Genomic DNA, 22,215 nt, shown 5'->3' on the forward strand with positions numbered 1-22,215 from the left:
CGTCGTAACAATGCCGATGTAACACAATTTGACAATGGCATGCCGAGCGGTGGCGGAGCCCCTGCCGGTACGGCCGGCGGCGGCTCGACGGACAGGAAAGGACCAGGAACCCATGTACGTTGACCACCTGTCCCTTACCGGTTACCGCAGTTATCCGCAGCTGGACATCCGGCTCGAGCCCGGTGTCACGGTGTTTGTAGGACCCAACGGCACGGGTAAAACCAACATTGTCGAGGCAATCGGCTATCTGGCCACACTGTCTTCACACCGGGTAAGCACTGATGCCCCCTTGGTGAATTTCGACGCCGACCAGGCGCTGATCAGGGCCCGTCTGGTACGCGGTTCCCAGGCCACCGGCGTGGAGCTGGAACTGAACCCCGGCCGCGGCAACCGGGCCCGGATCAACCGTGCCAATCCGGTCCGTGCCCGGGACATCCTGGGCTTATGCCGGACGGTGCTTTTCGCTCCTGAAGACCTGGCGCTGGTCAAGGGTGATCCCGGCAGCCGCCGGCGTTTCCTGGATGAGTTGATTGTTTCCCTGGTACCGCGCCATGCGGCGACCCGGTCCGACTATGACCGTGTGCTGAAGCAGCGGAATGCCCTGCTGAAATCAGCACGGGCCGCCGGCCGCTTCACCTCTGCCCATGAGGCAACACTGGACGTCTGGGACCAGCACATGGCCGTAGCCGGTGCCGAGCTTGTGGCCGCTCGGCTCGAGGCGCTCCAACGCCTGCAGCCTCACCTGCAGGCGGCCTATCGAGACCTCACCGACGGTTCGAAGGCTGCCCGGGCCGTCTATCGGTCGACACTGCAGGGAACCGTCAACGACGACGGCGCCGTGGAAGGTTCGCAGGATCCGGACGAGTTGTATTCCTTGACGGTGCCGGAACTCACCGAGCGGTTCCTGCAGGCATTCGCCGCCAACCGCCGGCGCGAGCTGGACCGCGGGATTTCCCTGGTGGGCCCGCACCGGGACGAACTGGAACTGGTCCTCGGCAAGGCGCCCGCCAAGGGGTACGCCTCCCACGGAGAAACCTGGTCCTTCGCACTGTCCCTTCGCCTGGGGTCCTACTACCTGCTGACCAGCGACGATCCCACCCCCGGTGCCGGGCCGATCCTGATCCTGGACGACGTGTTTGCGGAGCTGGATGTGCAGCGCCGGCAGCGGCTCGCCGGAATTGTCGCTGGAGCCGAGCAGGTGCTGGTGACTGCGGCTGTTGGCGACGACATCCCGGAAGCACTGGCAGGGCGGGTCATCAACGTGATCCCGGGAGGCGTCAGTGTGCCCGTCTCCTGATCCCGTTCCTCCCGGCGAGGATCCCGGAGAACGGCCCGACGCCGCCCGGGAGCAGCTCAACCGCATGCGCCAGGCAGCACAGGCCCGCGGAAACCAGCGCACTCCCGCAACCCGGCGCAAGACCGGCCGCAGCCGGCAGACCCCCTTTATCCCTGGAGAGTATGTCGGACGGGACCCGCAGGGCCTGGGCAATGTCTTCACCCGGTTCGTGAATGAACGCGGCTGGAACTCTCCCGTCGCCGTCGGATCGGTGATTTCCCGCTGGGAGGAACTGGTGGGAAGCGAGGTCAGCGCCCACTGCAAGCCGGAGTCGTTCCAGGACACCACGGTGCAGGTTCGGTGTGACTCGACGGCCTGGGCCACTCAGCTCCGGCTCCTCAGGGCCACCCTGATTGCCCGATTCGACGCTGAACTCGGTTCCGGCGTCGTCACCAAGATCGAGGTCATCGGCCCGGCGGCGCCCAACTGGCGCAAGGGACTGCGAAGCGTCAAAGGGCGGGGACCCCGGGATACCTACGGGTAGGAAGACCGCTCGGCAGCCGGGGCGTCGGCGCGGAAGCGACCGGAAATCCCGCCCTTACAGGAGCCGGTTAGGGGCCGGAGAACCCCCTTGCTGGTATCCGTCCCTATCCGGGGCGCTCCGATTCGCTTCAAAGCATCATTAGTGGCCTGTCAGAGGGTGTTTTGGACAGGTTTGCCCCCTGCGGCGCGGTAGAATTGAGAGTGGAGATGCCTGTCCGCTGGGGAGGCTTCAATTCTGACGAACACAAGAGGAGTCGACAGCACCTGTGGCTAACGACAATGAGATGGACAACTCAGAGGTAACACCAGAGGACCACGCAGTGCCGGAAAAGGCCACCCCCGTGGAATACGGCGCGAATGAAATCACGGTTCTGGAAGGCCTTGAGGCAGTCCGAAAGCGCCCGGGCATGTACATCGGTTCCACCGGCCCCCGCGGCCTGCACCACCTGGTGTACGAAGTGGTCGATAACTCCGTCGATGAGGCCCTGGCCGGCTACTGCGACCACATTGAAGTGGTTCTGCAGGCCGACGGCGGCGTGCGCGTCACGGACAACGGCCGCGGTATTCCCGTGGACCTTCACCCCACCGAAGGCATCCCCACCGTCCAGGTTGTTATGACCATCCTGCACGCCGGCGGCAAGTTCGGCGGCGGCGGTTATGCGGTGTCCGGCGGCCTCCACGGCGTCGGTATCTCCGTGGTCAACGCGCTCTCCGAGCGGGTGGAAACTGAAGTACGCCGGCAGGGCTTTGTCTGGAAGCAGAGCTTCGCGAACGGCGGCCACCCCGTCGGCGAACTGCGCCAGGGCGAAGAAACCAGCGAAACCGGCACTACCCAGACGTTCTACCCGGATCCGGAGATCTTCGAGACCACCGAGTTCGACTTCGAAACCCTGCGTGCCCGCTTCCAGCAGATGGCCTTCCTGAACAAGGGCCTGCGCATCCGGCTCACGGATGAGCGGACGCTGGAAGAGGAAACCGAGGAAATAGCCGAGGCCACTGACGAGGATGCGGCTCCGAAGCACCGCACGGTGGACTACCTCTACGCGGACGGGCTGCTCGACTACGTCAAGTACCTGAACTCCGCGAAGAAGGTCGAAGTTGTCCACGATGATGTGATCGCCTTCGAAACCGAGGACTCGGACAAGAAGATGGCCGTGGAAATGGCCATGCAGTGGACCACTGCCTACTCCGAGAGCGTCCACACCTACGCCAACACGATCAACACGCATGAGGGCGGAACGCACGAAGAAGGTTTCCGTGCCGCCATGACGTCCTTGATCAACCGGTACGCCCGCGAGAAGAACATCATCAAGGAAAAGGATGACAACCTCACCGGTGATGACATCCGCGAAGGACTGACCGCCGTTATCTCGGTTAAGCTCGCCGAACCGCAGTTCGAAGGCCAGACCAAGACCAAGCTGGGTAACTCCGAGGTCAAGGGCTTTGTCCAGCGGGTGGTCACCGACCAGCTCGGTGACTGGCTCGAGCGCAACCCGGGCCCGGCCCGCGACGTCATTCGCAAGTCCATCCAGGCCTCCCAGGCCCGCCTCGCGGCCCGCAAGGCCCGTGAATCCACGCGCCGCAAGGGCCTGCTGGAATCCGGCGGTATGCCCGGCAAGCTGAAGGACTGCTCCTCCAAGGATCCGTCGAAGTCGGAAATCTACATTGTGGAGGGCGACTCAGCAGGCGGTTCGGCAGTCCGCGGACGCAACCCCGAAACGCAGGCCATCCTGCCGCTGCGCGGCAAGATCCTGAACGTGGAACGTGCCCGTTTGGACCGCGCGCTCAGCAACGCCGAAGTCCAGGCCATGATCACCGCATTCGGTGCGGGGATCGGCGAGGACTTCGACGTTGAGAAGGCCCGGTACCACAAGATCGTGCTGATGGCCGATGCCGACGTCGACGGCCAGCACATCACCACGCTGCTGCTGACGCTGCTCTTCCGCTACATGCGCCCATTGATTGAAAGCGGCTACGTGTACCTGGCCCAGCCGCCGCTGTACCGCATCAAATGGTCCAACCACGCCCACGACTATGTCTACAGCGACCGGGAACGGGACGAAGTCATCACCCGCGGCCTGGCCAACAACCAGCGCCTGCCGAAGGACAACGGCATCCAGCGCTACAAGGGCCTGGGCGAGATGGATTACACCGAACTCTGGGACACCACCATGGACCCCGACCACCGCACGCTGCTGCAGGTCACCATGGATGACGCGGCGGCCGTGGACCAGGTCTTCTCCGTGCTGATGGGCGAAGACGTCGAGTCCCGCCGCAGCTTCATCCAGCAGAACGCCAAGGACGTGCGCTTCCTGGACATCTAGCGGATTCAGTGCCGGCGACTGGCTGCCGGAGAGCATGAACTTTAGCGACTTAGAAACGGAAGCAGAACTATGAGTGATGAGACTCCCGAGGTAACCGGGGACGAGACTCCCCTGGCCGGGACCGCACTGACAGACCGGGTTGAGCAGATCGACCTGCAGACCGAGATGCAGCGCTCCTACCTTGACTACGCCATGGCGGTCATTGTGGGACGCGCCCTTCCCGATGTGCGGGACGGCCTGAAGCCCGTGCACCGCCGCGTGCTCTACGCAATGTTCGACGGCGGCTACCGCCCGGACCGCTCCTTCAACAAGTGCGCCCGCGTGGTCGGCGAGGTCATGGGCCAGTACCACCCGCACGGCGACTCGGCGATCTACGACGCCCTGGTGCGCCTGATCCAGGACTGGACCATGCGCTACCCGCTGGCCCTGGGCCAGGGCAACTTCGGTTCCCCGGGCAACGACGGCGCCGCAGCACCCCGTTACACGGAAACCAAGATGGCTCCGCTGGCCATGGAGATGGTCCGCGACATCGACGAGGAAACCGTCGATTTCCAGGACAACTATGACGGCCGCAACCAGGAACCGACCATCCTGCCCGCCCGGTTCCCGAACCTCCTGGTCAACGGTTCCTCCGGCATTGCCGTGGGCATGGCCACCAACATCCCGCCGCATAACCTCCGGGAAGTTGTCGACGGTGTCCAGTGGTACCTGCAGAACCCCGATGCCCCGAACGATGAGCTGCTCGAAGAGCTGATCCGCCGGGTCAAGGGACCCGACTTCCCGACCGGCGCGCAGATTCTTGGACACAAGGGCATCGAGGATGCCTACCGCACCGGCCGCGGCTCCATCACCATGCGTGCAGTGGTCAACGTCGAGGAACTCCAGGGCCGCACCTGCCTGGTGGTCACCGAATTGCCTTACCAGGCCAACCCGGACAACCTGGCCGTCAAGATCGCCGAACTGGTCAAGGACGGCAAGATCACCGGCATCGCCGATATGCGCGACGAAACCTCCGGCCGCACCGGCCAGCGCCTGGTGATTGTGCTCAAGCGCGACGCCGTCGCCAAGGTGGTCCTGAACAACCTGTACAAGCACACCCAGCTGCAGGACAACTTCGGTGCCAACATGCTGGCCATCGTGGACGGCGTGCCCCGCACCCTGAGCCTGGACGCCTTCATCCGGCACTGGGTCACCCACCAGCTCGAAGTCATCGTCCGCCGCACCCGGTACCGGCTGCGCAAGGCCGAGGAAGCCGCACACATCCTGCGCGGCCTGCTCAAGGCCCTGGACGCACTGGACGAGGTCATTGCGTTGATCCGCCGCTCCTCCACCGTCGAGGACGCCCGGAACGGCCTGATGGGCCTGCTGGAAATCGACGAGATCCAGTCCCAGGCGATCCTGGACATGCAGCTGCGCCGCCTGGCTGCCCTGGAACGCCAGAAGATCCAGGACCAGCACGCCAAGCTCGAAGCGGAAATCGCCGAGTACAACGTCATCCTGGCCTCCGACGAGCGCCAGCGGCAGATTGTCAGCGAGGAACTGCAGGAAATCGCCGACAAGTACGGCGATGACCGGCGCACGCACATCCTCATGGGCTATGACGGCGACATGAGCATGGAAGACCTCATTCCCGAAGAGGAAATGGTGGTCACCATCACCCGCGGCGGCTACGTGAAGCGCACCCGCAGCGACAACTACCGTCAGCAGGCCCGAGGCGGCAAGGGCATCAAGGGCGCCCAGCTGCGAGGGGACGACGTCGTCGAGCACTTCTTCGTCACCACCACGCACCACTGGCTGCTGTTCTTCACCAACCTGGGCCGGGTCTACCGGGCCAAGGCCTATGAACTGACCGAAGCAGGCCGGGATGCCAAGGGCCAGCACGTGGCCAACCTCCTGGCCTTCCAGCCCGACGAGCACATCGCCCAGGTCCTGGCGCTGCCGGACTACGACGCCGCTCCGTACCTGGTGCTTGCCACCAAGCGCGGACTCGTCAAGAAGACCCGGCTGGCGGACTATGACACCAACCGGTCCGCCGGCGTCATTGCCATCAACCTGCGCGACGGCGACGAGCTGGTCTCGGCCCAGCTGGTTTCCGAAACAGATGACCTGATGCTGGTCTCTCGCATGGGCCAGTCGCTGCGCTTCACCGCCACCGACGACGCCCTGCGCCCGATGGGACGGGCCACGTCCGGCGTTACGGGCATGAAGTTCCGGGAAGACGACGAACTCCTGGCGGCCGACGTCGTCACCGAGAATTCGTTTGTCTTTACAGTGACCGAAGGCGGCTACGCCAAGCGCACGAGCTCGGACGAATACCGTGTCCAGGGACGCGGCGGCCTCGGCATCAAGGTCGGCAAGCTCGCTGAGGAACGCGGCCACCTGGTCGGCGCCATGGTGGTCCAGGAAGAAGACGAAGTCCTGGTGGTTATGCAGGGCGGCAAGGTAGTCCGTTCTTCCGTCACCGGCGTGCCGTCCAAGGGACGAGACACGATGGGCGTTATCTTCGCCAAGCCGGACAAAAATGACCGGATCATCGCCGTTGCCCGGAACTCCGAGCGCGACCTCGCCATCGAAGAGGACGCCGAAGCAGCGGACGGAACCGCGGCGGCTCCGGCGGCCGCCGGTTCGGAACCTGTGGAGCCCGCACGCGATGAAGTACCGTTGTCCACAGACGAAACGGCTGCGCCCGATGCACAGTCAGCACAAGATGGAGGTAGCGAGTGAGCTCGACCAACCCAAGCCCCAGGTCGTCCTCGGGCGGCGGGCCGCGGGTGAAAACCCCCGCCCGCCCCGCCCAGCGTCCTGCAGGGGGTCAGAGCACCTCGGGTAACCGCCAGCCGCTGGTGAAGCCGGCTCCCAAGGCCAAGGCGCGCAAGGCCCGGCTGCTGGTCAGCAAGATCGACCCCTGGTCCGTCCTGAAGATGGCGTTCCTGCTCTCGGTGGCACTCGGCGTCGTCACCGTGGTGGCCGCCATCGTGCTGTGGACCGTGCTGGACCTGACCGGCATCTTCGACCGCGTCAACACCCTGCTGGGAGAGATCGCCGGCAGCGAGTCCGGCGGCTTCGACCTCCGTGATTTTGCCTCGCTGGGACAGGTGGTTTCCTTTGCAACCATCATCGCCGTGGTGAACGTCCTGCTGCTGACGGCACTGTCGATGCTCGCGGCCGTGCTGTACAACATCGCTTCCACCCTGGTGGGCGGCATTGGCGTGACACTGACGGACGACTAGCGTTTTCCGGTTCCGGAGGGGCTCAAACAGCGCCTCCGGAACCGGAAAACCACTCGATTTGGCGCCGGGCCGAAGGTACGGTAAAGTCATATCTCGGCCCGAAGAGGTTCGGGGCGTATAGCTCAGGCGGTTAGAGCGCTTCGCTGATAACGAAGAGGTCCCAGGTTCAAGTCCTGGTACGCCCACGGAACACCTTGCAAGAGGTGGACCACAACGGCAAGGAGAATTCCGTGAAGAAGTTGCTGGCAGTAACGGCAGCTGCGGCTGCGGGAGTCTTTGCTTTCAAGAAGTGGCAGGAAACTGCCGCTGAGAAGGCCGTTTGGAAGGAATCGACCGACAAGGTCGACTAAAACCAAATAGCTTCCTGGTCATAACCTGAGGCAACAGTAGGTTATACTGGATAAGTTCTCATTTCGGGGGCATGGCGCAATTGGTAGCGCACCTGCTTTGCAAGCAGGGGGTTCGGGGTTCGAGTCCCCGTGCCTCCACCGAATACAGAAGGTCCCCGCTCTTAGGAGCGGGGACCTTCTGCGTTAAACCCTGCACTAGTGTTGGCCTGTGAATATTTTCCTCGCGGTGGTAGGAGTGCTGGGCGTCTCCGCCTCCGGGCCCATTATGGCCGCAACCGCGGCTCCTGCCCTGGCCATCGCTTTCTGGCGCAATGCCATCGGCGCGGTGCTGATGGGTACTCCGGCCGTGTTGGGCCGGCGTCGGGAGTTCGGACAGCTCACTTCCCGCGACTATAAGTGGACCGCTCTTGCCGCTGTCGCGCTGGCACTGCACTTCGCCTGCTTCATCACCTCGCTGCAATTGACGTCTGTTGCGGCTGCCACGGCGTTGGTATGCCTGCAGGCAGGCTGGATCGCGTTGTTCAATGTGCTGCGCGGCATCCGGGTTCCGCCCGTCGTCCTTGCCGGACTCGCGGCCGCGTTTGCAGGCGTGCTGGTGATTTCCGGGTTCGATCTGGGTCTGTCCCGGGAGGCCCTCATCGGCGACGTGCTCGCCGTGGTCGGAGGCGCCCTGGCGGGCGTGTACACGATTGCCGGCGGGAAGGCCCGGGAATCCATGTCTACGGGCACCTATACAACCCTCTGCTACGGCGCCTGCGCGGTACTCCTCCTGGCCCTGTGTGCAGCCTTCCGGCAGCCGATCGTCGGCTTCCCGCCGGCGGCCTGGATAGGGATCCTCGGAGTAACCGTGGTGGCGCAGATCCTGGGCCATACCGTGTTCAATCACCTGCTGGCCGTGATCAGTCCGTTGGTCGTGTCAATGATCATCCTGCTGGAGATCCCGGGAGCGGCCATCCTTGCGGCTGTCTTCCTCCACGAACAGCTTCCGGCCGGTACTTACGCGGGGCTGGCACTGATCCTGGCCGGACTAACCGTGGTTGTTGCCGGCCAGGGCAGGCTCCGCAGACGATCCGGGGCCAATGCCCGGCCGGTGCCTCCCGCCCCGCCGGCCCTGGGCGGGGACCAACTCTAGGCAGTGGTTGCAAAGCAAAGAAGGAGGGCTCCGCCATAGGCGGAGCCCTCCTTCTCTATACTCGTCCCGGGACCGGCCCTAGCCGATGCCCAAGCCGGTTCTACTACTTACCGGTGTTGTTCTCCGAATGGGCACCGGAGGGCTTTGCAGCGCCCTTGGCGTCTCCGGAGGCTTCCTTGCTGTGCTTGCCGGCCTCGGAGGCCTTCTCGCCGGAACGGGCCGCAGCGCGCTCGGCTGCTTCCTTGATGCTGGCTACGGTCTCTGCAGTTTCGGACGGAGCGGGCGCAGCAGCGTCCGTGGTCTTCGCGGCGGGCTTGGCAGCCGGCGTCGGCTTGGGCACCTCAGCGATCGGCGTGGTGGCCGCAGCCGGCTTAGCCGCAGCAGCCGAAGAAGCACCGGTGCCGGCAGGAGCCGTTGCCGGGGTGGTGGTTGCCGGCTTGGGCGCTGCACCGTTGCTGGCGGCAGGCTTGGGGGCCGGAGTCTTCCACGGATCCTCGACCGGGCGGGAAGCGCGCCAGGCGGCCACGCCTGCCGTTACGGCCGCTGCAATGATGCCGAAGACCAGCCAGCCCTTGCCGCCGCCCTTCTGGCTCTTGCGGGCTTCCTTGGCAGCCTGCGCGGCCGCCTTCTGTGCCCGCTTCAGTGCCTTCTTGTTGCCCGTGACCTTCGCAACGGCCGTCTGCACGGGTACGTTGGCAGCGGTCAGGCTGCGCGAAACGCTGTCTGCGGCAACCCCGATGCGCGTGGACAGGGCCGGAATGTAATCATCCACAACCCGGTCCTTGGCCGTGTTCAGTGCCGGGGTGGCACGGTCCAGGGTGTTCTGGATGCGCGGAGCGGCTTCATCCACGGCGTGGCTGATGCGCGGCCCAACCTTCTCGAGCCCGCCCTGGATGCGGGGCGTGACGGTGGCTACGCCCTGGGCGATTTCATCAGCAGCGCGCTTGATGCCGTCCTGGATCTTCGGGGATGCGGTCTCGATCCCCTTTTCAATCCGCGGAACGGCCCAGCCCTTGGCTGCGTCGACCTTGGGTGTTGCCCAGTCGCGGGCAGTCACGATGCCTGCTGCAACATTGGCTTCGAGATCATGGGTGATGCGGTCCTTCTTCAAAACTACCTCCCGGGATAGTTGTCGTTTCAGCCTTAGCCTACGTGTTCCTGCGGGTCTCTGCTATCAAGGGCCCTGACAGGCCCAGGTTTTCACTGTGCGCTGAACACGGCCGATTCCGCCCACGCGTAGAAGCGCCGTGGAACAATGTCCTTATGACTGCTATTCCTACAGCAAAAGCAACCATCCACACTTCCATGGGCGACATCCGTGTCAACCTGTTCGGAAACCACGCCCCCAAGACGGTCAAGAACTTCGTAGGCCTGGCCACCGGCGAAATCGAGTGGACCGATCCGGCAACGGGTGAGAAGACCACCCGTCCGCTCTACGACGGAACCATCTTCCACCGCATCATCAAGGACTTCATGATCCAGGGCGGCGACCCCCTGGGCCGCGGCACCGGCGGACCGGGCTACCAGTTCGACGACGAGATCAACCCCGATCTCGACTTCTCCGCCCCGTACAAGCTGGCCATGGCCAACGCAGGTGTCCAGATGGGCCGGGGCACCAACGGCTCGCAGTTCTTCATCACCTCCGTGCCTACCACCTGGCTGCAGGGCAAGCACACCATCTTCGGTGAGGTTGCCGACGACGAGTCACGTGCACTCGTTGACCAGCTCAACGCGGTTTCCACCGACGGACGCGACAAGCCGTCCGAAGACGTGGTCATCAACAGCATTACCGTCGAGCAGCTCTAGCCTGTTCGAAGGTGCCCCGGCCGAACTCTCGGCCGGGGCTTTTCGTCAATCCGGGAGTCCCAGCAATGTCATATGGTGTGCCGGCCGAAGTGCCGGCTTCTCAGGTGCCCGTGTGTCCCCGCCATCCGGACCGGGTCAGCTACATCCGCTGCCAGCGCTGCGGGCGCCCTGCCTGCCCTGAGTGCCAGCAGAACGCTGCAGTAGGCGTCCAGTGCGTGGACTGCTTCAACCAGCAGCGCAAGACCCAGCCGGCCTACCGGACTCCCTTCGGAGGGCGCGTCGCCCCGGGCGGAAAACCGGTCGTGACCATCACCATCATGGCGGTGTGTGTCGTGGCCTACGTGCTGCAGCTGCTGCTGCCGGCATTTACGCGCACGTTCTTCTACGCACCCGTGCTGACCGATTATCAACCGTGGCGCCTGTTGACCTCAGCGTTCCTGCATTCCCAGGGCAGCCCCATCCACATTGCCTTCAATCTCTACGCCCTCTGGTTCCTGGGCCGCAGCCTTGAGCCCTTGTTCGGCCGCGTCCGGTTTGCCCTGCTGTACCTGATCTCGGCTTTGGGCGGCTCTGTGGGCGTGATGTACCTGGCGGATCCCGGGGTGGCTGTAGTGGGCGCCTCCGGCGCCGTGTTCGGCCTCTTCGGCGCCCTCTTCGTGGTGATCCGGCAGCGGCAGGGCGAGCTGCGTTCGCTGCTGATCCTGCTTGCGGTGAACCTGGTCCTTGGGTTCGTGGTCCCGGGGATCGCCTGGCAGGCCCATGTGGGCGGTCTGCTCACCGGTGCAGCCTGCGCGGCTATTTTGGCCTATACACCCAGAGGGAAGCGCCGCACAGCCATTCAGTTCGCCGGGCTTGCCGGAGTTGTGCTGGTACTCGTGGCGGCGGCTGTGCTCTGGCAACCGCCGGTGCAGATTATCCCCGGGTAGCCCCTCGGGAAAATACACCTGCTTATGTGCCCGCCGTCACCGACGGCGGGCACACCCGTTTAATACCGCCGATGTGTCTGCCGTCCAGCCGGGGTGCCGGGATGAAGGCCCCAGGGGAGCTCCGGGCACTCGAAAGTTATCCACAGGGATACCCACAGTGTTAATAACCTACATGGATGTAGTTTTCGTGCCCGGCCGCTGATCCACAGGGTTATCCATAGGCTGAACGGAGTTACACACATGTAATTCCACAGGTGTGGATAACCTCCTTCCCTTTATTTGCAAGGAAGTTGCCGAAGTAACCCACAGAGTTTCCCACACCTGTGGATAACTCCGTGCACAACCTGTGAACAACGTGGAAAACCGGGGATAGCGCTCGTCAGGGCAAATAAAAAGGCTTCCCGGCGCCAAAACGGCACCGGGAAGCCCAGGGTACGAACGCCGGAGCGTCAGCGCCAGCGCGTTGTCATCAGGAAGCCCACAATCGCGATGCCAAAGCCCACCAGGATGTTGCTGGCACCGAAAGCCGGCACCGGGTACTCCCCCTGGGTGATGTAGTACGTGATGATCCACAGCAGGCCGAGGATCATCAGGCCGAACATAACCGGCTTGTACCAAACGGGGTTCTCTTTGGGCACTGACGCAGTCTGTGCGGGGGTTGCGGGGCGGGAAGGCTTCTTGCGGGATTTGGACTCAGGCACGGATCCTCCTAGCGGAACCGGCTCTGCAGACGCCGGTGGTTGTAGTCATGGGCTGGGACAACCAAGGTCGGAGCAGGAGAAGTCTCCTTCAACGCACGGACCTGTTAGGGTCATCCCTATTCTGATTATCCTAGCGAATTCCGCGGCCAAGCAGTCCCGGGTTCCCTGAGGCCGTGAAATACCGGTACCAGCCACAAGGAGAGCGTTGGCCGAGCCATCCGTGACCACCAGGCAGCGCCGACGCCGGCGTCGTGCTTCCCCGCGCCGTACAGGCGGAAAGGGCCGGATGGTGGTCCAGGTAGCCGGAGAGCTCCTGATAACGCTGGGAATCGTCTTGGCGCTGTTTGTCGCCTGGCAGCTCTGGTGGACCAACATTGACTCGAACCGGGCCCAGCAGGAGGCCATCGACGGGTTGTTCGAGGACTTCGACCTCCCCGCAGTACCGGCACCGGCTTCCTCGCCCCAGGACTACGGAGATCCGGTGGTGCTGGACCCGCTAACGGAGGAAGGCGAGACATTCGGCGTCGTTTATGTTCCCCGGTTCGGGGCCGATTATGCCGCTCCGGTGACCAGCGGCGTCGGGACGGCCGTGCTGGACCGCCTGGGGCTGGGCCACTATCCCGCTACCGCGATGCCAGGGGCCGTTGGGAACTTCGCCGTTGCAGGCCACCGGCAGACCCACGGCAAGGCCTTGGACCCCATCCACACGCTCGTGCCCGGAGACCACATCTACGTTCAGACCGCGGACGGTTACTACGACTACGTCTACCGCAATACCCAGATAGTGCTGCCCGCCCGGGTCGATGTGCTCGCAGCCGTCCCTACAGACCCCGCAGCCATCCCCAGCGAACGGTTCCTTACCCTCACCAGCTGCAACCCGCGTTTCGGCTCCGAGGAGCGCATCATCGCCTACGCCCTGCTGGACTCCTGGCAGCCTCTGTCCGCCGGTCCCCCGCCGGCCATTGCAGACATCGTTGCCGCCAACGCCTCCGGAGGTCGCTAAAATGTATGGATGGTTGTTTCGGCACCTTCCCGGACCGTTGTGGTTCCGGATTCTGCTCTCCGCGGTGCTGATTGCCGCGGCCGTGCTGGCCCTGATGGAGTATGTCTTCCCCTGGCTTGCCGAGAGCAGCCTTCTTCCCTCACTGACGGATTCAACGATTGGCGGTTCCTAGCACCATGAGCACCCGGATCCTGGTGGTCGACAACTATGACAGCTTTGTCTATACGCTGGTGGGCTATCTGCAGGAACTCGGGGCGGAAACCACGGTGATCCGCAATGATGACCTGAGCGTCGAGTCAGCGGTTGAGCTGGCTGCCCGCCATAACGGCGTGCTGGTTTCCCCGGGCCCGGGCACGCCGGGCGAGGCGGGTGTATCGGTAGAGCTGATCCGCTGGTGCGGAGCAACTGCAACGCCGATGCTCGGCATCTGTCTGGGCCACCAAGCCCTGGCGGAGGCATACGGCGGCACGGTGACGCACGCCCCTGAATTGATGCACGGGAAGACCTCGCTCGTGGAACACGGCGGCGAGGATGTTTTTGCGGGACTGCCCAGTCCGCTTACCGCTACCCGGTACCACTCGCTGGCGGCTGTCACCGACAGCATTCCCGCCGAACTGCGGGTGACGGCGCGAACGGCCAGCGGAATCATCATGGGCCTGCAGCATGCGACAGCACCGCTGTCCGGCGTGCAGTTCCACCCTGAGTCCGTCCTCACCGAGGGCGGCTACCAGATGCTGGGCAACTGGCTGGAGTCAGCCGGACTGACAGGAGCGGCGGCCCACGCGGCCACGCTGAGCCCGCTCATTGCAAGCTCAGCGCAGGCCGGGACTCCCGCCCGCGCCTAGCGCCGTCCCGGCGGGGTGGCGGGCGTGCTGGTGGGCGAGGCTGTCGGAGCAGGCGTCGGTTCCGGAGCCGGTGCCTTGGCAACCGACAGGATCACGGAAGTTCCGGGGGCCACGTCCGTGCCACCGGGAACACTCTGCGCGATGACCGTGCCGGGTGCTGCATCGGCGGATTCGACTTCCGTTTTTTTCGGAGTCAGAAGGAGCGTCGGATCGAGTAGTTTGCCTTCGGCCTGCTCCCAAGACATCCCCTCGAGATTCGGAACGGTTACCCGTCCGGTGGACACCACGATGTCGACTTCGCTGTCTGCCGGGACGGTCTCGCCGATAGCAGGGTCGGTGCCGAGGACACGTCCTTGCTCCATGGTGGAGCTGTTGCCCCCGATCGTGGCCCCGCCCTTGAGGCCGAGCCCGCGAAGCTCGTCGCGGGCTCCCGATTCCGTCATTCCCACCAAATCCTGCGGGATGACCATGCTGGAAGGCCCCTTGGAGATGTAGAGCGTGATGCTCTCATCCTTGACGACGTCAGCGCCACCCGCCGGAGTGGTGCGGATGGCCAGGTCCTCGGCCACGCTGTCGCTGTATTCCTCGGTGATCCGAGGTGGCTGGAAGCCCGCGCTGATAATGGCGTTCATCGCATCGGTCTGGGATTTGCCTTCGACCTGGGGTACGGCCGCCGTTACCGGTGCGGCGGGTTCGGCATTGATCATGTTCCATCCGACAAATCCGCCGACGGCGAGAACCAGGACCACAAGAATGCTGAAGACGGTGATCCAGGCCCGCCGGCGGGCCTTTTGCTGGGGGTCGCGGTCGCCTGTGGAGCCGACGGGAAGGGCCGGGTGGTCTTCCGTCTGGGGATGGTCATCGTCCGGAAGGAGTGAGCCGCCGGCGAGCACTTTGGCCATGGCCCGCGTCTGGGGTTCGTCTTCGGGAGCAGGGGTCATGGCAACGGTGGCGGGTTCCGCCGGGCGTGCCACGGAGATTGCCTGCGTTGCAGCGGTGACGGGTCCGCCGTCGCGCGCCGAAAGCAGCGCTTCCCGGAATTCCCGCGCGGTCTGATAACGGTGGTCGCGGTCCTTGGCCAGCCCGCGTTTCAAGACGTCATCCAGGGCGGCTGGAACTTCGGGGTTGAGGCTGCTGGCCGTGACGGGCTGTTCGCGGACGTGCTGGTAGGCCACGGAGACGGGGCTTTCACCGATGAACGGAGGCCGGCCGGTAAGCAGCTCGAACAGCAGGCATGCCGTGGAGTAAAGGTCGCTGCGGGCATCCACGGTTTCACCGCGGGCCTGCTCGGGGGACAGATACTGTGCGGTACCGACTACGGCCTGGGTCTGCGTCATGGTTGCGGCTGAATCCGCCATGGCACGCGCGATGCCGAAGTCCATGACCTTCACTCCGCCGTCGGCGGTCACCATAACGTTGGCCGGCTTGATGTCCCGGTGGACGATCCCGGAGCGGTGGCTGTAATCCAGGGCGGCGAGGACTCCGAGGGAATAGTCAATGGACTTCTCGATGGTGAGCTCGTCTGCCTTGAGCAGGTCGCGCAGGGTCCGCCCCGGAACGTATTCCATCACGATGTAGGGCAGCCGCACGTCGTCCCGCGGCGAGGCGGACTCCTGGTCGCCGGTGTCATAGACGGACACAACGGAGGGGTGGTTCAGCCCCGCCACGGCCCGCGCCTCGCGCCGGAAGCGTGACTGGAACAGCGGATCGCGGGCCAGGTCCGGCCGCAGCACCTTAATGGCCACGGTCCGGCCCAGGCGGATATCCCGCCCAAGGTACACGTCGGCCATTCCGCCGCGCCCGATCAGTTCACCCACCTCGTACCGCCCGTTCAGGACGTTATCGGTGTTGAGGGTGGGCTGCCCTCGAAGGAATTCTGCGCTCATGGTCTCTTAGCTGCTGCCTGTAGGGCCGGTCATGCTGGCGCCGCCGGACTGATTCAGACCGGTACCGGTATCGGGATCGGATCCAGTGCCGGCGCCGTTCCCAGCCGCCGGGGCGGAAGGAGTCGTGGTCGTCGGAGCCGGAGCCGGTGCCGGGGCTGAAGGGGCGGCTTCTGCGATGTAGTAGGTGACGGAAGAGCCCCGCGCCACGGCAGCGCCCTCGGTGGGATTGACCCCCACGACGGTGCCCGGGGCGGCATCGGACTGCTGGGTGCCGCCGTTGACCGGTACCAGTCCGGCATCGACGATGCGCTGTCGTGCCGCAGCCTCAGGCTGGCCTGTCAGGGCAGGGACGGAAACAAGTTCCGGGCCGGAGGAGTAGACCACCGTCACCGCGTCTCCGCGGTTGAGCGGCCCCGAGGGATTGACCTCAACGACCAGTCCTTCGGCGATATCGGCGTCGGACACGGGAAGGCGGTTGACCTGCAGACCCAGGTTGCTCAGCTCGGTGGCCACCTCGTTCACGGGCCGGCCCTCGTAGGTGGCCGAATCGATCCGGATTTCGTCGGGTGTTTCGGACGGGGTCGCAGTCGCTGTGGTCTTGGAAGGCGAGGGGCTGCGGGACGGGCTGGCGGCTGACGAGCTTGCGGCGGGGGCCGGGTCCTCGTCTCCCTCGGAGCCGGTGAGTACGAAGAACGCCACGACGCCGGCCAGGATGAGCACAAGCAAGGCGATCAGCGGGATCGTCCAGGGGCTGCGGCGCTTTTCCTCTTCGACGTCCCCCGGGTCGCCGTCGTCGTAATCGACATCGTCTTCATCGGTCCATTCACGGGACGCGGCAAGCTCACCCGTGCGGGCATCGGGCACGGACGCACCGGCGACCGTGGGCAGTGCCGACGTCGACGGTGCGGTGTCCACCACGCGGGTTGCTGAAGTGCCGGTGGTGGGCACCGGGGCCGTGACCGCGCCGGCGGAGGAACCGAAGAGCAGCATGCCGGGGACGGCTTCCTGCGCTGCGTGGATGTCTCCGCGGCGGATGGCGGCGACCGCAAGGGCCAGCGACTCGGCGTCGGCCGGACGATCTGCGGGGTCCTTCGCCAGCATGGACATAATCAGGGCACGCACCGGTTCCGGAATGGTTTCCGGCAGCGGCGGAGGCGTGTCGTTGACCTGTGCCAGGGCAATCGCGATTTGGGATTCACCGGAGAAGGGACGGCGGCCGGCAAGGAGCTCGTAGCCAATGACACCAAGCGCGTAGATGTCGCTGGAACCCGTCGCCTGCTGTCCGGTGGCCTGTTCCGGAGCCAGATACTGGGCAGTGCCCATGACCTGGCCGGTGGCCGTCAACGGCACCTGGTCGGCCAGGCGGGCGATCCCGAAGTCGGTGATCTTGACCTTGCCGTCGGGCATGATGAGCAGGTTGCCCGGCTTCACGTCGCGGTGCACCAGGCCCTGGTTGTGGGCTACGGCAAGCGCAGTGGCAACCTGGCCGATGATGGACAGCGTCCGGTCCGGTGAGAGCACCTTGTCACGCTCAATGATGCTGGACAGCGGCTGGCCCGGAACAAGTTCCATGACCAGGTACGCCGAACCGTCCTCTTCGCCGTAGTCGAAGACATTGGCAATGCCGGGATGGTTGAGCAGCGCCGTGTGCCGGGCCTCCGCCCGGAAACGGTTAAGGAAGCCCGGATCCCCGGTGTACTCCTCCTTGAGGATCTTGATGGCAACAATGCGGCCCAGGACAAGGTCCCGTGCCTTCCAGACCTCGCCCATACCGCCGATGGCAATACGGTCGGTCAGCTGGAACCTGCCGCCTAAGGTGATACCCGATGTAGGCCTCACTTATTCAACACCGCCTCTAGGAGTTTCTGCGCGCTTGGAGTGGTCAATTGGGCACCGGTGGCCAGGTCCACGTCTTCCATAACAACGGAAATGGCCACCTGCGGATCGTCGGCCGGCGCGAAGCCGGTGAACCAGGCATTGTCTCCCCGGCCGTCCACCTGGGCCGTGCCGGTCTTGCCGGCCACCTTGAAGCCGGGGACCTGGGCAGATTTGGCTGAGCCGTTGTCTACGACGCCGACCATCCACTCGGTGAGCTGGCGGGCTGTGTCGGGGCTGACAGAAGTATTCAATTCAGTGGGCTTCGGTTCGTCGATCACGGACAAATCGGGAGCGCGGACGCTGCGGATCAGGTTGGGGGTCATCTGCACGCCGTCGTTGGCGATGGCTGCGGAAATCATGGCAACCTCCAGCGGGGTAGCGGTCACGCTTCCCTGTCCGATGGAGGCAAGGGCCAGTTGGGCCTCGTCCTCGTTCTCGGGGAAATGGCTGGCCACAACCTCGTTGGGGATCTGGAGGGAGGTATCGAAACCGAACTTCTTGGCCTGCGCTGCAATGTTGTCCTGCCCCAGGTCCAGTGCCACCTGGGCGAAGACGGTATTGCAGGACCAGGCGAGGGCAAAGGCGAAGTCTGCCTCGGACCGGGCCGAGCAGGCGCCAGTGGTGAAGTTCGGAAGGGAGATGTTGGTTCCGGGCAGCGGGAGTTCCGGCGGATTCGGGATCACGGATTCGGCGTCATATTTTCCAGACTCCAGGGCTGCTGCCGTGTCCACGAGTTTGAAGACGGACCCGGGGGCCAGCAGGGACTGCGTGGCCGGATTCGTGTAGGGCGACAGGCCCGGCTGGGAGGTCAGGGCCTCCATGTTGGTGCCCAACACCGCAGTGTCATGGCCGGCCAGGAGATTGGTGTCGTATGAGGGCTTGGAGACCATGGCGAGGATATCGCCCGTCTTCGGGTCCATCATCACGATGGATCCCTTCTGGCCGTCGGGAATAAGGTCGTAGGCCAGCTGCTGGAGTTCCGGATCGATGGTCAGTTCCACCGAAGCACCCTGGCTCTGGGCACCGGAGAAGAGCTGGACCAGCTTGTCGTTGAACTGTTGGGAGCTGTTGCCGGACAACTCGTCGTTCATGGTCATTTCCAGCTGCGTGGTGTTGTTCAGGTTGAAATAACCGGTCAGATGCGAATACAGCTCCGGGCTGTTGTAGACCCGCTGGTAATTGAACTGGTCGTCCGAGGGAACGGATTCCGCAATCGCCTTGCCGTCCACAAGGATGGAGCCGCGGGGTTCGCCGAAATCACGGTACAGGGCCCGGTTGTTATTCGGGTTGGTGTTGAGCTTCTCAGCGGCGAAGAACTGCACGTAGGTCAGCGAACCGAGAATGAGCACGAACATTGCCAGGGCCACTACCCAGCTGTTACGGATAGCCTGGTTCATTCGTCTCCTCCCTTAGGGGAACGCCGGGCACGGGCGGAAGAGCCGGACCGGGAATCGGACATGGCGGGAACCATATCGGTGGCCAGCGGGCCGGTGGGCGCGGGCCGGCGGGCAGCGTCGGAAATCATGAGCAGGAGCGCCACGATGATCCAGTTGGCCAGCAACGACGATCCGCCGGCAGACATGAACGGGGTGGTCAATCCGGTCAACGGGATCAGGCGCGTAACGCCTCCGATCACCACGAAGCACTGCAAGGCAATGATGAAGGACAGCCCGCAGGCCAGCAGCTTCCCGAATCCGTCCTTGGTGCCCAGGGCGGCACGGAATCCGCGGGATACCAGGAGCACAAACATCAGCACGATCGCAAAGATGCCGATCAGGCCAAGTTCCTCGCCGAGGGCGGCAATAATCATATCGCTGTTCGCGAAGGTCACCAGATCCGGGCGGCCCTGTCCCAATCCCGTGCCGACAAGCCCTCCGCTGGCCAGGCCGAAGAGCCCTTGCACTACCTGGTAGCTGCCGCCGGCCCCGTTGTAGACCTCGGGATCAAAGGCGTTGAGCCAGCCATGGATACGCGCCTGCAGGTGGCTGAACAGTTGGAGGGCGACGAATCCGCCGGCCGCGAGCAGGCCCACGCCGATCAGTACCCAGCTCACGCGGCTGGTGGCGACGTAGATCATGGCCATGAACAGCCCGAAGAAGAGGATGGACGAGCCAAGGTCCCGTTGGAAGACCAGCACGCCGATGCTGACAAGCCAGGCAACGAGCATGGGGCCCAGGTCCCGCATACGCGGGAACTGCAGCGGCCCGACCTTCCGTCCCGCGAGCAGGATGAGGTCCCGGTTGGTGGATAGATACCCGGCGAAGAATATGGCCAGGGTGATCTTGGCGATCTCACCGGGCTGGAAGGTTCCGATGCCAACGTTGATCCAGATCCGGGCTCCGTTGATCTCGCGCCCCACGGGAGCCGGCATCAGCGGAAGGAGCAACAGGATCGCGCTGACGATCAACGAGATATAGGTGTAGCGGCGCAGGATCCGGTGGTCCTTGATGATGAACAGCACGGCGATTCCTGCCGCCACGGCCACTGTGCTCCACAACAGCTGCCGGTCCGCTGCATCATCGCCGTTGGTGATATCCAGGCGGTGGATCATGGCCAACCCGATGCCGTTAAGGGCAGTCACGATGGGAAGTATTACCGGATCGGCATATTTGGCACGGAAGCGCAGCACGAGGTGGAAGATGATTACCAGGGCCATGAGGGTCCCGCCCTGGACCCAGAAGTCGGAGTCGAAGGCACGGTCCTCGTCGAGGCCGACAATCATGTTGGCCCCCACTCCGACCAGGAGCGCAACGAGGAGGAGGAGGGCTTCAGTGTTCCGGCGCGGTTTAGGCACGGTGAGGACATCCGACATTACTGCTCACCTCCGCAGGCACTGTTCTGTTCGGTGTCGGGCGCAGCAGTCGCACCCGGCGAAGGTGCAGCAGTCGGGGAATCGGTGTTCACCGGCGGACACAGGACCGCCTTGGCGGTGTCCCGCAACTCGCTGACTATTTCTCCGGCATGCTCAAGATCCCGGGCAGGAAGGGTGTCCTCCACCCGGTTGCGGTGATATTCGGCGAGGCTGTCCACCGGAATATCGGATACGTCGGTGACATGTGAAAGCTGGATCGGTCCGATGGTTTGGGAGACACCGTTGTAGATGGCGACCCGGTTTTCATAGGAGCCCACGTAGTAGCGGGTCTGCGTCCAGGTGTAGCCGAGCCACACGACGACGGCGAGCAGCAGGGCAACCACGGTCAGGAACGCCGGCAGCAGCCAGCGCTTCCAGCCGGTACGGGGTGAATCCCCGGTCTGCTGCTCTGCCTGCTCCTCGGAGTCGGCCTTGTGGGTAAGCATGCGGGCAGCGCGCCGCTCGGCGGACCGCTTCGTGACGATCGGAATTTCGCCGGTCTCGGTGGCAAGGGAAGCCGCGCCAACCAATACGTGCGGTCGGGAGGCCAGATCCTGGCGGATCAGCTGGGCGCGTTCGCGCTCACTATCGGCGTCGTCGGCATCGTCGCGGGCAGCGGTATTCTCCGTGCGCGGTCCCGGCTCGTCTTCGGTCACGGGCGGCGCCGCAGCTACAGCAGCCGTCGGGCGGTAAACGTTGTCCCGGGAGGACACCTCGGAGAGCGGAGCGGTTGCCGGTGCGGAGCCGGCGTCGGGGTCCTCATCTATTTCAATGACTGCCACTGTCACGTTGTCCGGAGAACCGCCGGCCAGGGTGAGTTCAACCAGGGTGTCCACGCATTCCTGCAGGTCCGAGGTGCCGCGGAGAACGCCCTCGATGTCGGAGTCGCGCAGGACGGCAGTAAGCCCGTCCGAACACAGCAACCAACGTTCGCCGGGCTCGACGTCGAAAGTGGCCAGGTCCAGTTCGGGGCTGGCATCAACGTCACCGAGCACGCGCATGAGGACGTTCTTATGCGGGTGCACTTCGGCTTCTTCGGGCTGCAGGCGCCCTTCATCGATAAGCCGCTGCACGAAGGTGTGGTCGATGCTGATCTGTTCGAACCGGCCGTCTTTGAGCCGGTAGGCGCGGGAGTCGCCGATGTGCGCCAGTGCCAGGCGCTGCTCGTGCAGCAGCAGCGCAGTGACTGTGGTGCCCATGCCGGAGAGCTGGGGGCTGGTGGTCACCAACTCGGACAGAAGCGAATTCGCCGCCTGGATTTCATCGGCAAGGACGGTCAGGGGCTCGTCCTCGTGGACGCTGCTGTCCAGATGGACCAGATCGAGCACGGTGGAGGCGGAGGCGACGTTGCCGCCTGCATGGCCGCCCATGCCGTCGGCGACGACGGCGAGGTAGCGGCCGACGTAGGCGGAATCGTCATTCTTGAAACGAACCATTCCAACATCGGACCGTGCTGCATATCTG

Annotated in this window: 19 protein-coding genes and 2 tRNA genes; 14 read left to right on the forward strand and 7 right to left on the reverse strand. The window is 64.4% G+C overall.

Translation table 11 applies throughout. The features are described 5' to 3' along the window. Positions 1-112: 112 nt before the first annotated feature. The 9 genes from recF (at position 113) to LJ760_RS05625 (ending at position 8,855) form a co-directional block, all read left to right on the forward strand. Positions 113-1,297 (forward strand): DNA replication/repair protein RecF, encoded by a 1,185-nt coding sequence (gene recF / locus LJ760_RS05585; RefSeq protein WP_227920391.1) that lies wholly within the window; start codon positions 113-115, stop codon positions 1,295-1,297. Next, a complete protein-coding gene (locus LJ760_RS05590) occupies positions 1,281-1,820 on the forward strand; it encodes a DUF721 domain-containing protein (protein WP_227920394.1) in 540 nt (179 codons plus the stop codon). Before recF ends, LJ760_RS05590 begins: the two co-directional genes overlap by 17 nt. Positions 1,821-2,085: 265 nt before the next feature. Next, positions 2,086-4,143: a DNA topoisomerase (ATP-hydrolyzing) subunit B gene (gyrB, locus tag LJ760_RS05595; protein ID WP_374200015.1), complete on the forward strand. Its 2,058-nt coding sequence runs from the start codon at positions 2,086-2,088 to the stop codon at positions 4,141-4,143. Between the two features lie 69 nt (positions 4,144-4,212). Further along, the gene (gene gyrA, locus LJ760_RS05600; protein ID WP_227920397.1) at positions 4,213-6,867 is read left to right on the forward strand and encodes a DNA gyrase subunit A; all 2,655 of its coding nucleotides are present in this window, start codon (positions 4,213-4,215) and stop codon (positions 6,865-6,867) included. Beyond that, on the forward strand, positions 6,864-7,373 hold the full coding sequence (locus tag LJ760_RS05605) for a DUF3566 domain-containing protein (RefSeq protein ID WP_227920399.1): 510 nt from the start codon (positions 6,864-6,866) through the stop codon (positions 7,371-7,373). Before gyrA ends, LJ760_RS05605 begins: the two co-directional genes overlap by 4 nt. A gap of 111 nt (positions 7,374-7,484) precedes the next feature. After that, positions 7,485-7,558 (forward strand) — tRNA-Ile (locus tag LJ760_RS05610). Positions 7,559-7,603: 45 nt separating this feature from the next. After that, entirely contained in the window at positions 7,604-7,723 is a 120-nt protein-coding gene (locus tag LJ760_RS05615) for a DLW-39 family protein (protein WP_227920402.1), read from the forward strand. Positions 7,724-7,788: 65 nt separating this feature from the next. Continuing rightward, positions 7,789-7,861: transfer RNA gene (locus LJ760_RS05620), tRNA-Ala, on the forward strand. 70 nt (positions 7,862-7,931) lie between these two features. Continuing rightward, complete coding sequence (locus tag LJ760_RS05625; protein WP_227920405.1) at positions 7,932-8,855, forward strand: DMT family transporter; 924 nt, start codon at positions 7,932-7,934, stop codon at positions 8,853-8,855. Positions 8,856-8,958: 103 nt separating this feature from the next. Here the strand turns inward: LJ760_RS05625 and LJ760_RS05630 are convergent, their stop codons facing one another. After that, positions 8,959-9,966 carry a hypothetical protein gene (locus LJ760_RS05630; RefSeq protein ID WP_227920408.1) on the reverse strand — a complete coding sequence of 336 codons (1,008 nt, stop codon included), beginning with the start codon at positions 9,964-9,966 and terminating at the stop codon, positions 8,959-8,961. A 152-nt stretch (positions 9,967-10,118) separates the two neighbouring features. Here LJ760_RS05630 and LJ760_RS05635 point away from each other — a divergent pair, with 152 nt between their 5' ends. Further along, a complete protein-coding gene (locus tag LJ760_RS05635) occupies positions 10,119-10,661 on the forward strand; it encodes a peptidylprolyl isomerase (protein ID WP_227920410.1) in 543 nt (180 codons plus the stop codon). Positions 10,662-10,876: 215 nt separating this feature from the next. Next, the gene (locus tag LJ760_RS05640; protein ID WP_331460707.1) at positions 10,877-11,587 is read left to right on the forward strand and encodes a rhomboid family intramembrane serine protease; all 711 of its coding nucleotides are present in this window, start codon (positions 10,877-10,879) and stop codon (positions 11,585-11,587) included. Positions 11,588-12,036: 449 nt separating this feature from the next. On the opposite strand, the gene LJ760_RS05645 is transcribed toward LJ760_RS05640, so the two are convergent. Further along, positions 12,037-12,288 carry a cell division protein CrgA gene (locus LJ760_RS05645; RefSeq protein WP_227920413.1) on the reverse strand — a complete coding sequence of 84 codons (252 nt, stop codon included), beginning with the start codon at positions 12,286-12,288 and terminating at the stop codon, positions 12,037-12,039. 205 nt (positions 12,289-12,493) lie between these two features. On the opposite strand from LJ760_RS05645, the gene LJ760_RS05650 reads away from it, so the two are divergent. Genes LJ760_RS05650 through LJ760_RS05660 form a run of 3 tightly spaced genes read left to right on the forward strand, consistent with a single transcriptional unit; the run spans position 12,494 to position 14,136 of the window. Next, entirely contained in the window at positions 12,494-13,291 is a 798-nt protein-coding gene (locus tag LJ760_RS05650; RefSeq protein WP_374200014.1) for a class E sortase, read from the forward strand. Between the two features lies 1 nt (position 13,292). Then, complete coding sequence (locus tag LJ760_RS05655; protein ID WP_227920414.1) at positions 13,293-13,463, forward strand: hypothetical protein; 171 nt, start codon at positions 13,293-13,295, stop codon at positions 13,461-13,463. A gap of 4 nt (positions 13,464-13,467) precedes the next feature. Continuing rightward, positions 13,468-14,136, forward strand: coding sequence for an aminodeoxychorismate/anthranilate synthase component II (locus LJ760_RS05660; protein WP_227920420.1), 669 nt, complete (start codon positions 13,468-13,470; stop codon positions 14,134-14,136). Here LJ760_RS05660 and pknB read toward each other — a convergent pair. Genes pknB through LJ760_RS05685 form a run of 5 tightly spaced genes read right to left on the reverse strand, consistent with a single transcriptional unit; the run spans position 14,133 to position 22,187 of the window. Next, positions 14,133-16,022 carry a Stk1 family PASTA domain-containing Ser/Thr kinase gene (gene pknB, locus LJ760_RS05665; RefSeq protein WP_227920424.1) on the reverse strand — a complete coding sequence of 630 codons (1,890 nt, stop codon included), beginning with the start codon at positions 16,020-16,022 and terminating at the stop codon, positions 14,133-14,135. The genes LJ760_RS05660 and pknB overlap by 4 nt on opposite strands. Positions 16,023-16,028: 6 nt before the next feature. Continuing rightward, complete coding sequence (locus LJ760_RS05670; RefSeq protein WP_227920430.1) at positions 16,029-17,861, reverse strand: protein kinase domain-containing protein; 1,833 nt, start codon at positions 17,859-17,861, stop codon at positions 16,029-16,031. Next, positions 17,858-19,297 carry a peptidoglycan D,D-transpeptidase FtsI family protein gene (locus LJ760_RS05675; RefSeq protein WP_227920433.1) on the reverse strand — a complete coding sequence of 480 codons (1,440 nt, stop codon included), beginning with the start codon at positions 19,295-19,297 and terminating at the stop codon, positions 17,858-17,860. The genes LJ760_RS05670 and LJ760_RS05675 overlap by 4 nt, the downstream gene beginning before the upstream one ends. Next, positions 19,294-20,712, reverse strand: a complete 1,419-nt coding sequence (locus tag LJ760_RS05680) for an FtsW/RodA/SpoVE family cell cycle protein (protein WP_227920436.1) — start codon at positions 20,710-20,712, stop codon at positions 19,294-19,296. The genes LJ760_RS05675 and LJ760_RS05680 overlap by 4 nt, the downstream gene beginning before the upstream one ends. After that, positions 20,712-22,187, reverse strand: coding sequence for a PP2C family protein-serine/threonine phosphatase (locus LJ760_RS05685; protein ID WP_227920438.1), 1,476 nt, complete (start codon positions 22,185-22,187; stop codon positions 20,712-20,714). Before LJ760_RS05685 ends, LJ760_RS05680 begins: the two co-directional genes overlap by 1 nt. Between the last annotated feature and the right edge of the window lie 28 nt (positions 22,188-22,215).

The sequence above is a fragment of the Arthrobacter sp. zg-Y895 genome (genome assembly GCF_020731025.1).
Taxonomy (GTDB): domain Bacteria; phylum Actinomycetota; class Actinomycetes; order Actinomycetales; family Micrococcaceae; genus Arthrobacter_B.

Bases quoted from the DNA above. Each gene is read 5' to 3' on its own strand.
- recF (WP_227920391.1), top strand. From the start codon at position 113: ATGTACGTTGACCACCTGTCCCTTACCGGTTACCGCAGTTATCCGCAG.
- gyrA (WP_227920397.1), top strand. From the start codon at position 4,213: ATGAGTGATGAGACTCCCGAGGTAACCGGGGACGAGACTCCCCTGGCC.
- LJ760_RS05635 (WP_227920410.1), top strand. From the start codon at position 10,119: ATGACTGCTATTCCTACAGCAAAAGCAACCATCCACACTTCCATGGGC.
- LJ760_RS05655 (WP_227920414.1), top strand. From the start codon at position 13,293: ATGTATGGATGGTTGTTTCGGCACCTTCCCGGACCGTTGTGGTTCCGG.
- LJ760_RS05660 (WP_227920420.1), top strand. From the start codon at position 13,468: ATGAGCACCCGGATCCTGGTGGTCGACAACTATGACAGCTTTGTCTAT.
- pknB (WP_227920424.1), bottom strand. From the start codon at position 16,022: ATGAGCGCAGAATTCCTTCGAGGGCAGCCCACCCTCAACACCGATAAC.
- LJ760_RS05675 (WP_227920433.1), bottom strand. From the start codon at position 19,297: ATGAACCAGGCTATCCGTAACAGCTGGGTAGTGGCCCTGGCAATGTTC.
- LJ760_RS05680 (WP_227920436.1), bottom strand. From the start codon at position 20,712: ATGTCGGATGTCCTCACCGTGCCTAAACCGCGCCGGAACACTGAAGCC.
- LJ760_RS05685 (WP_227920438.1), bottom strand. From the start codon at position 22,187: ATGGTTCGTTTCAAGAATGACGATTCCGCCTACGTCGGCCGCTACCTC.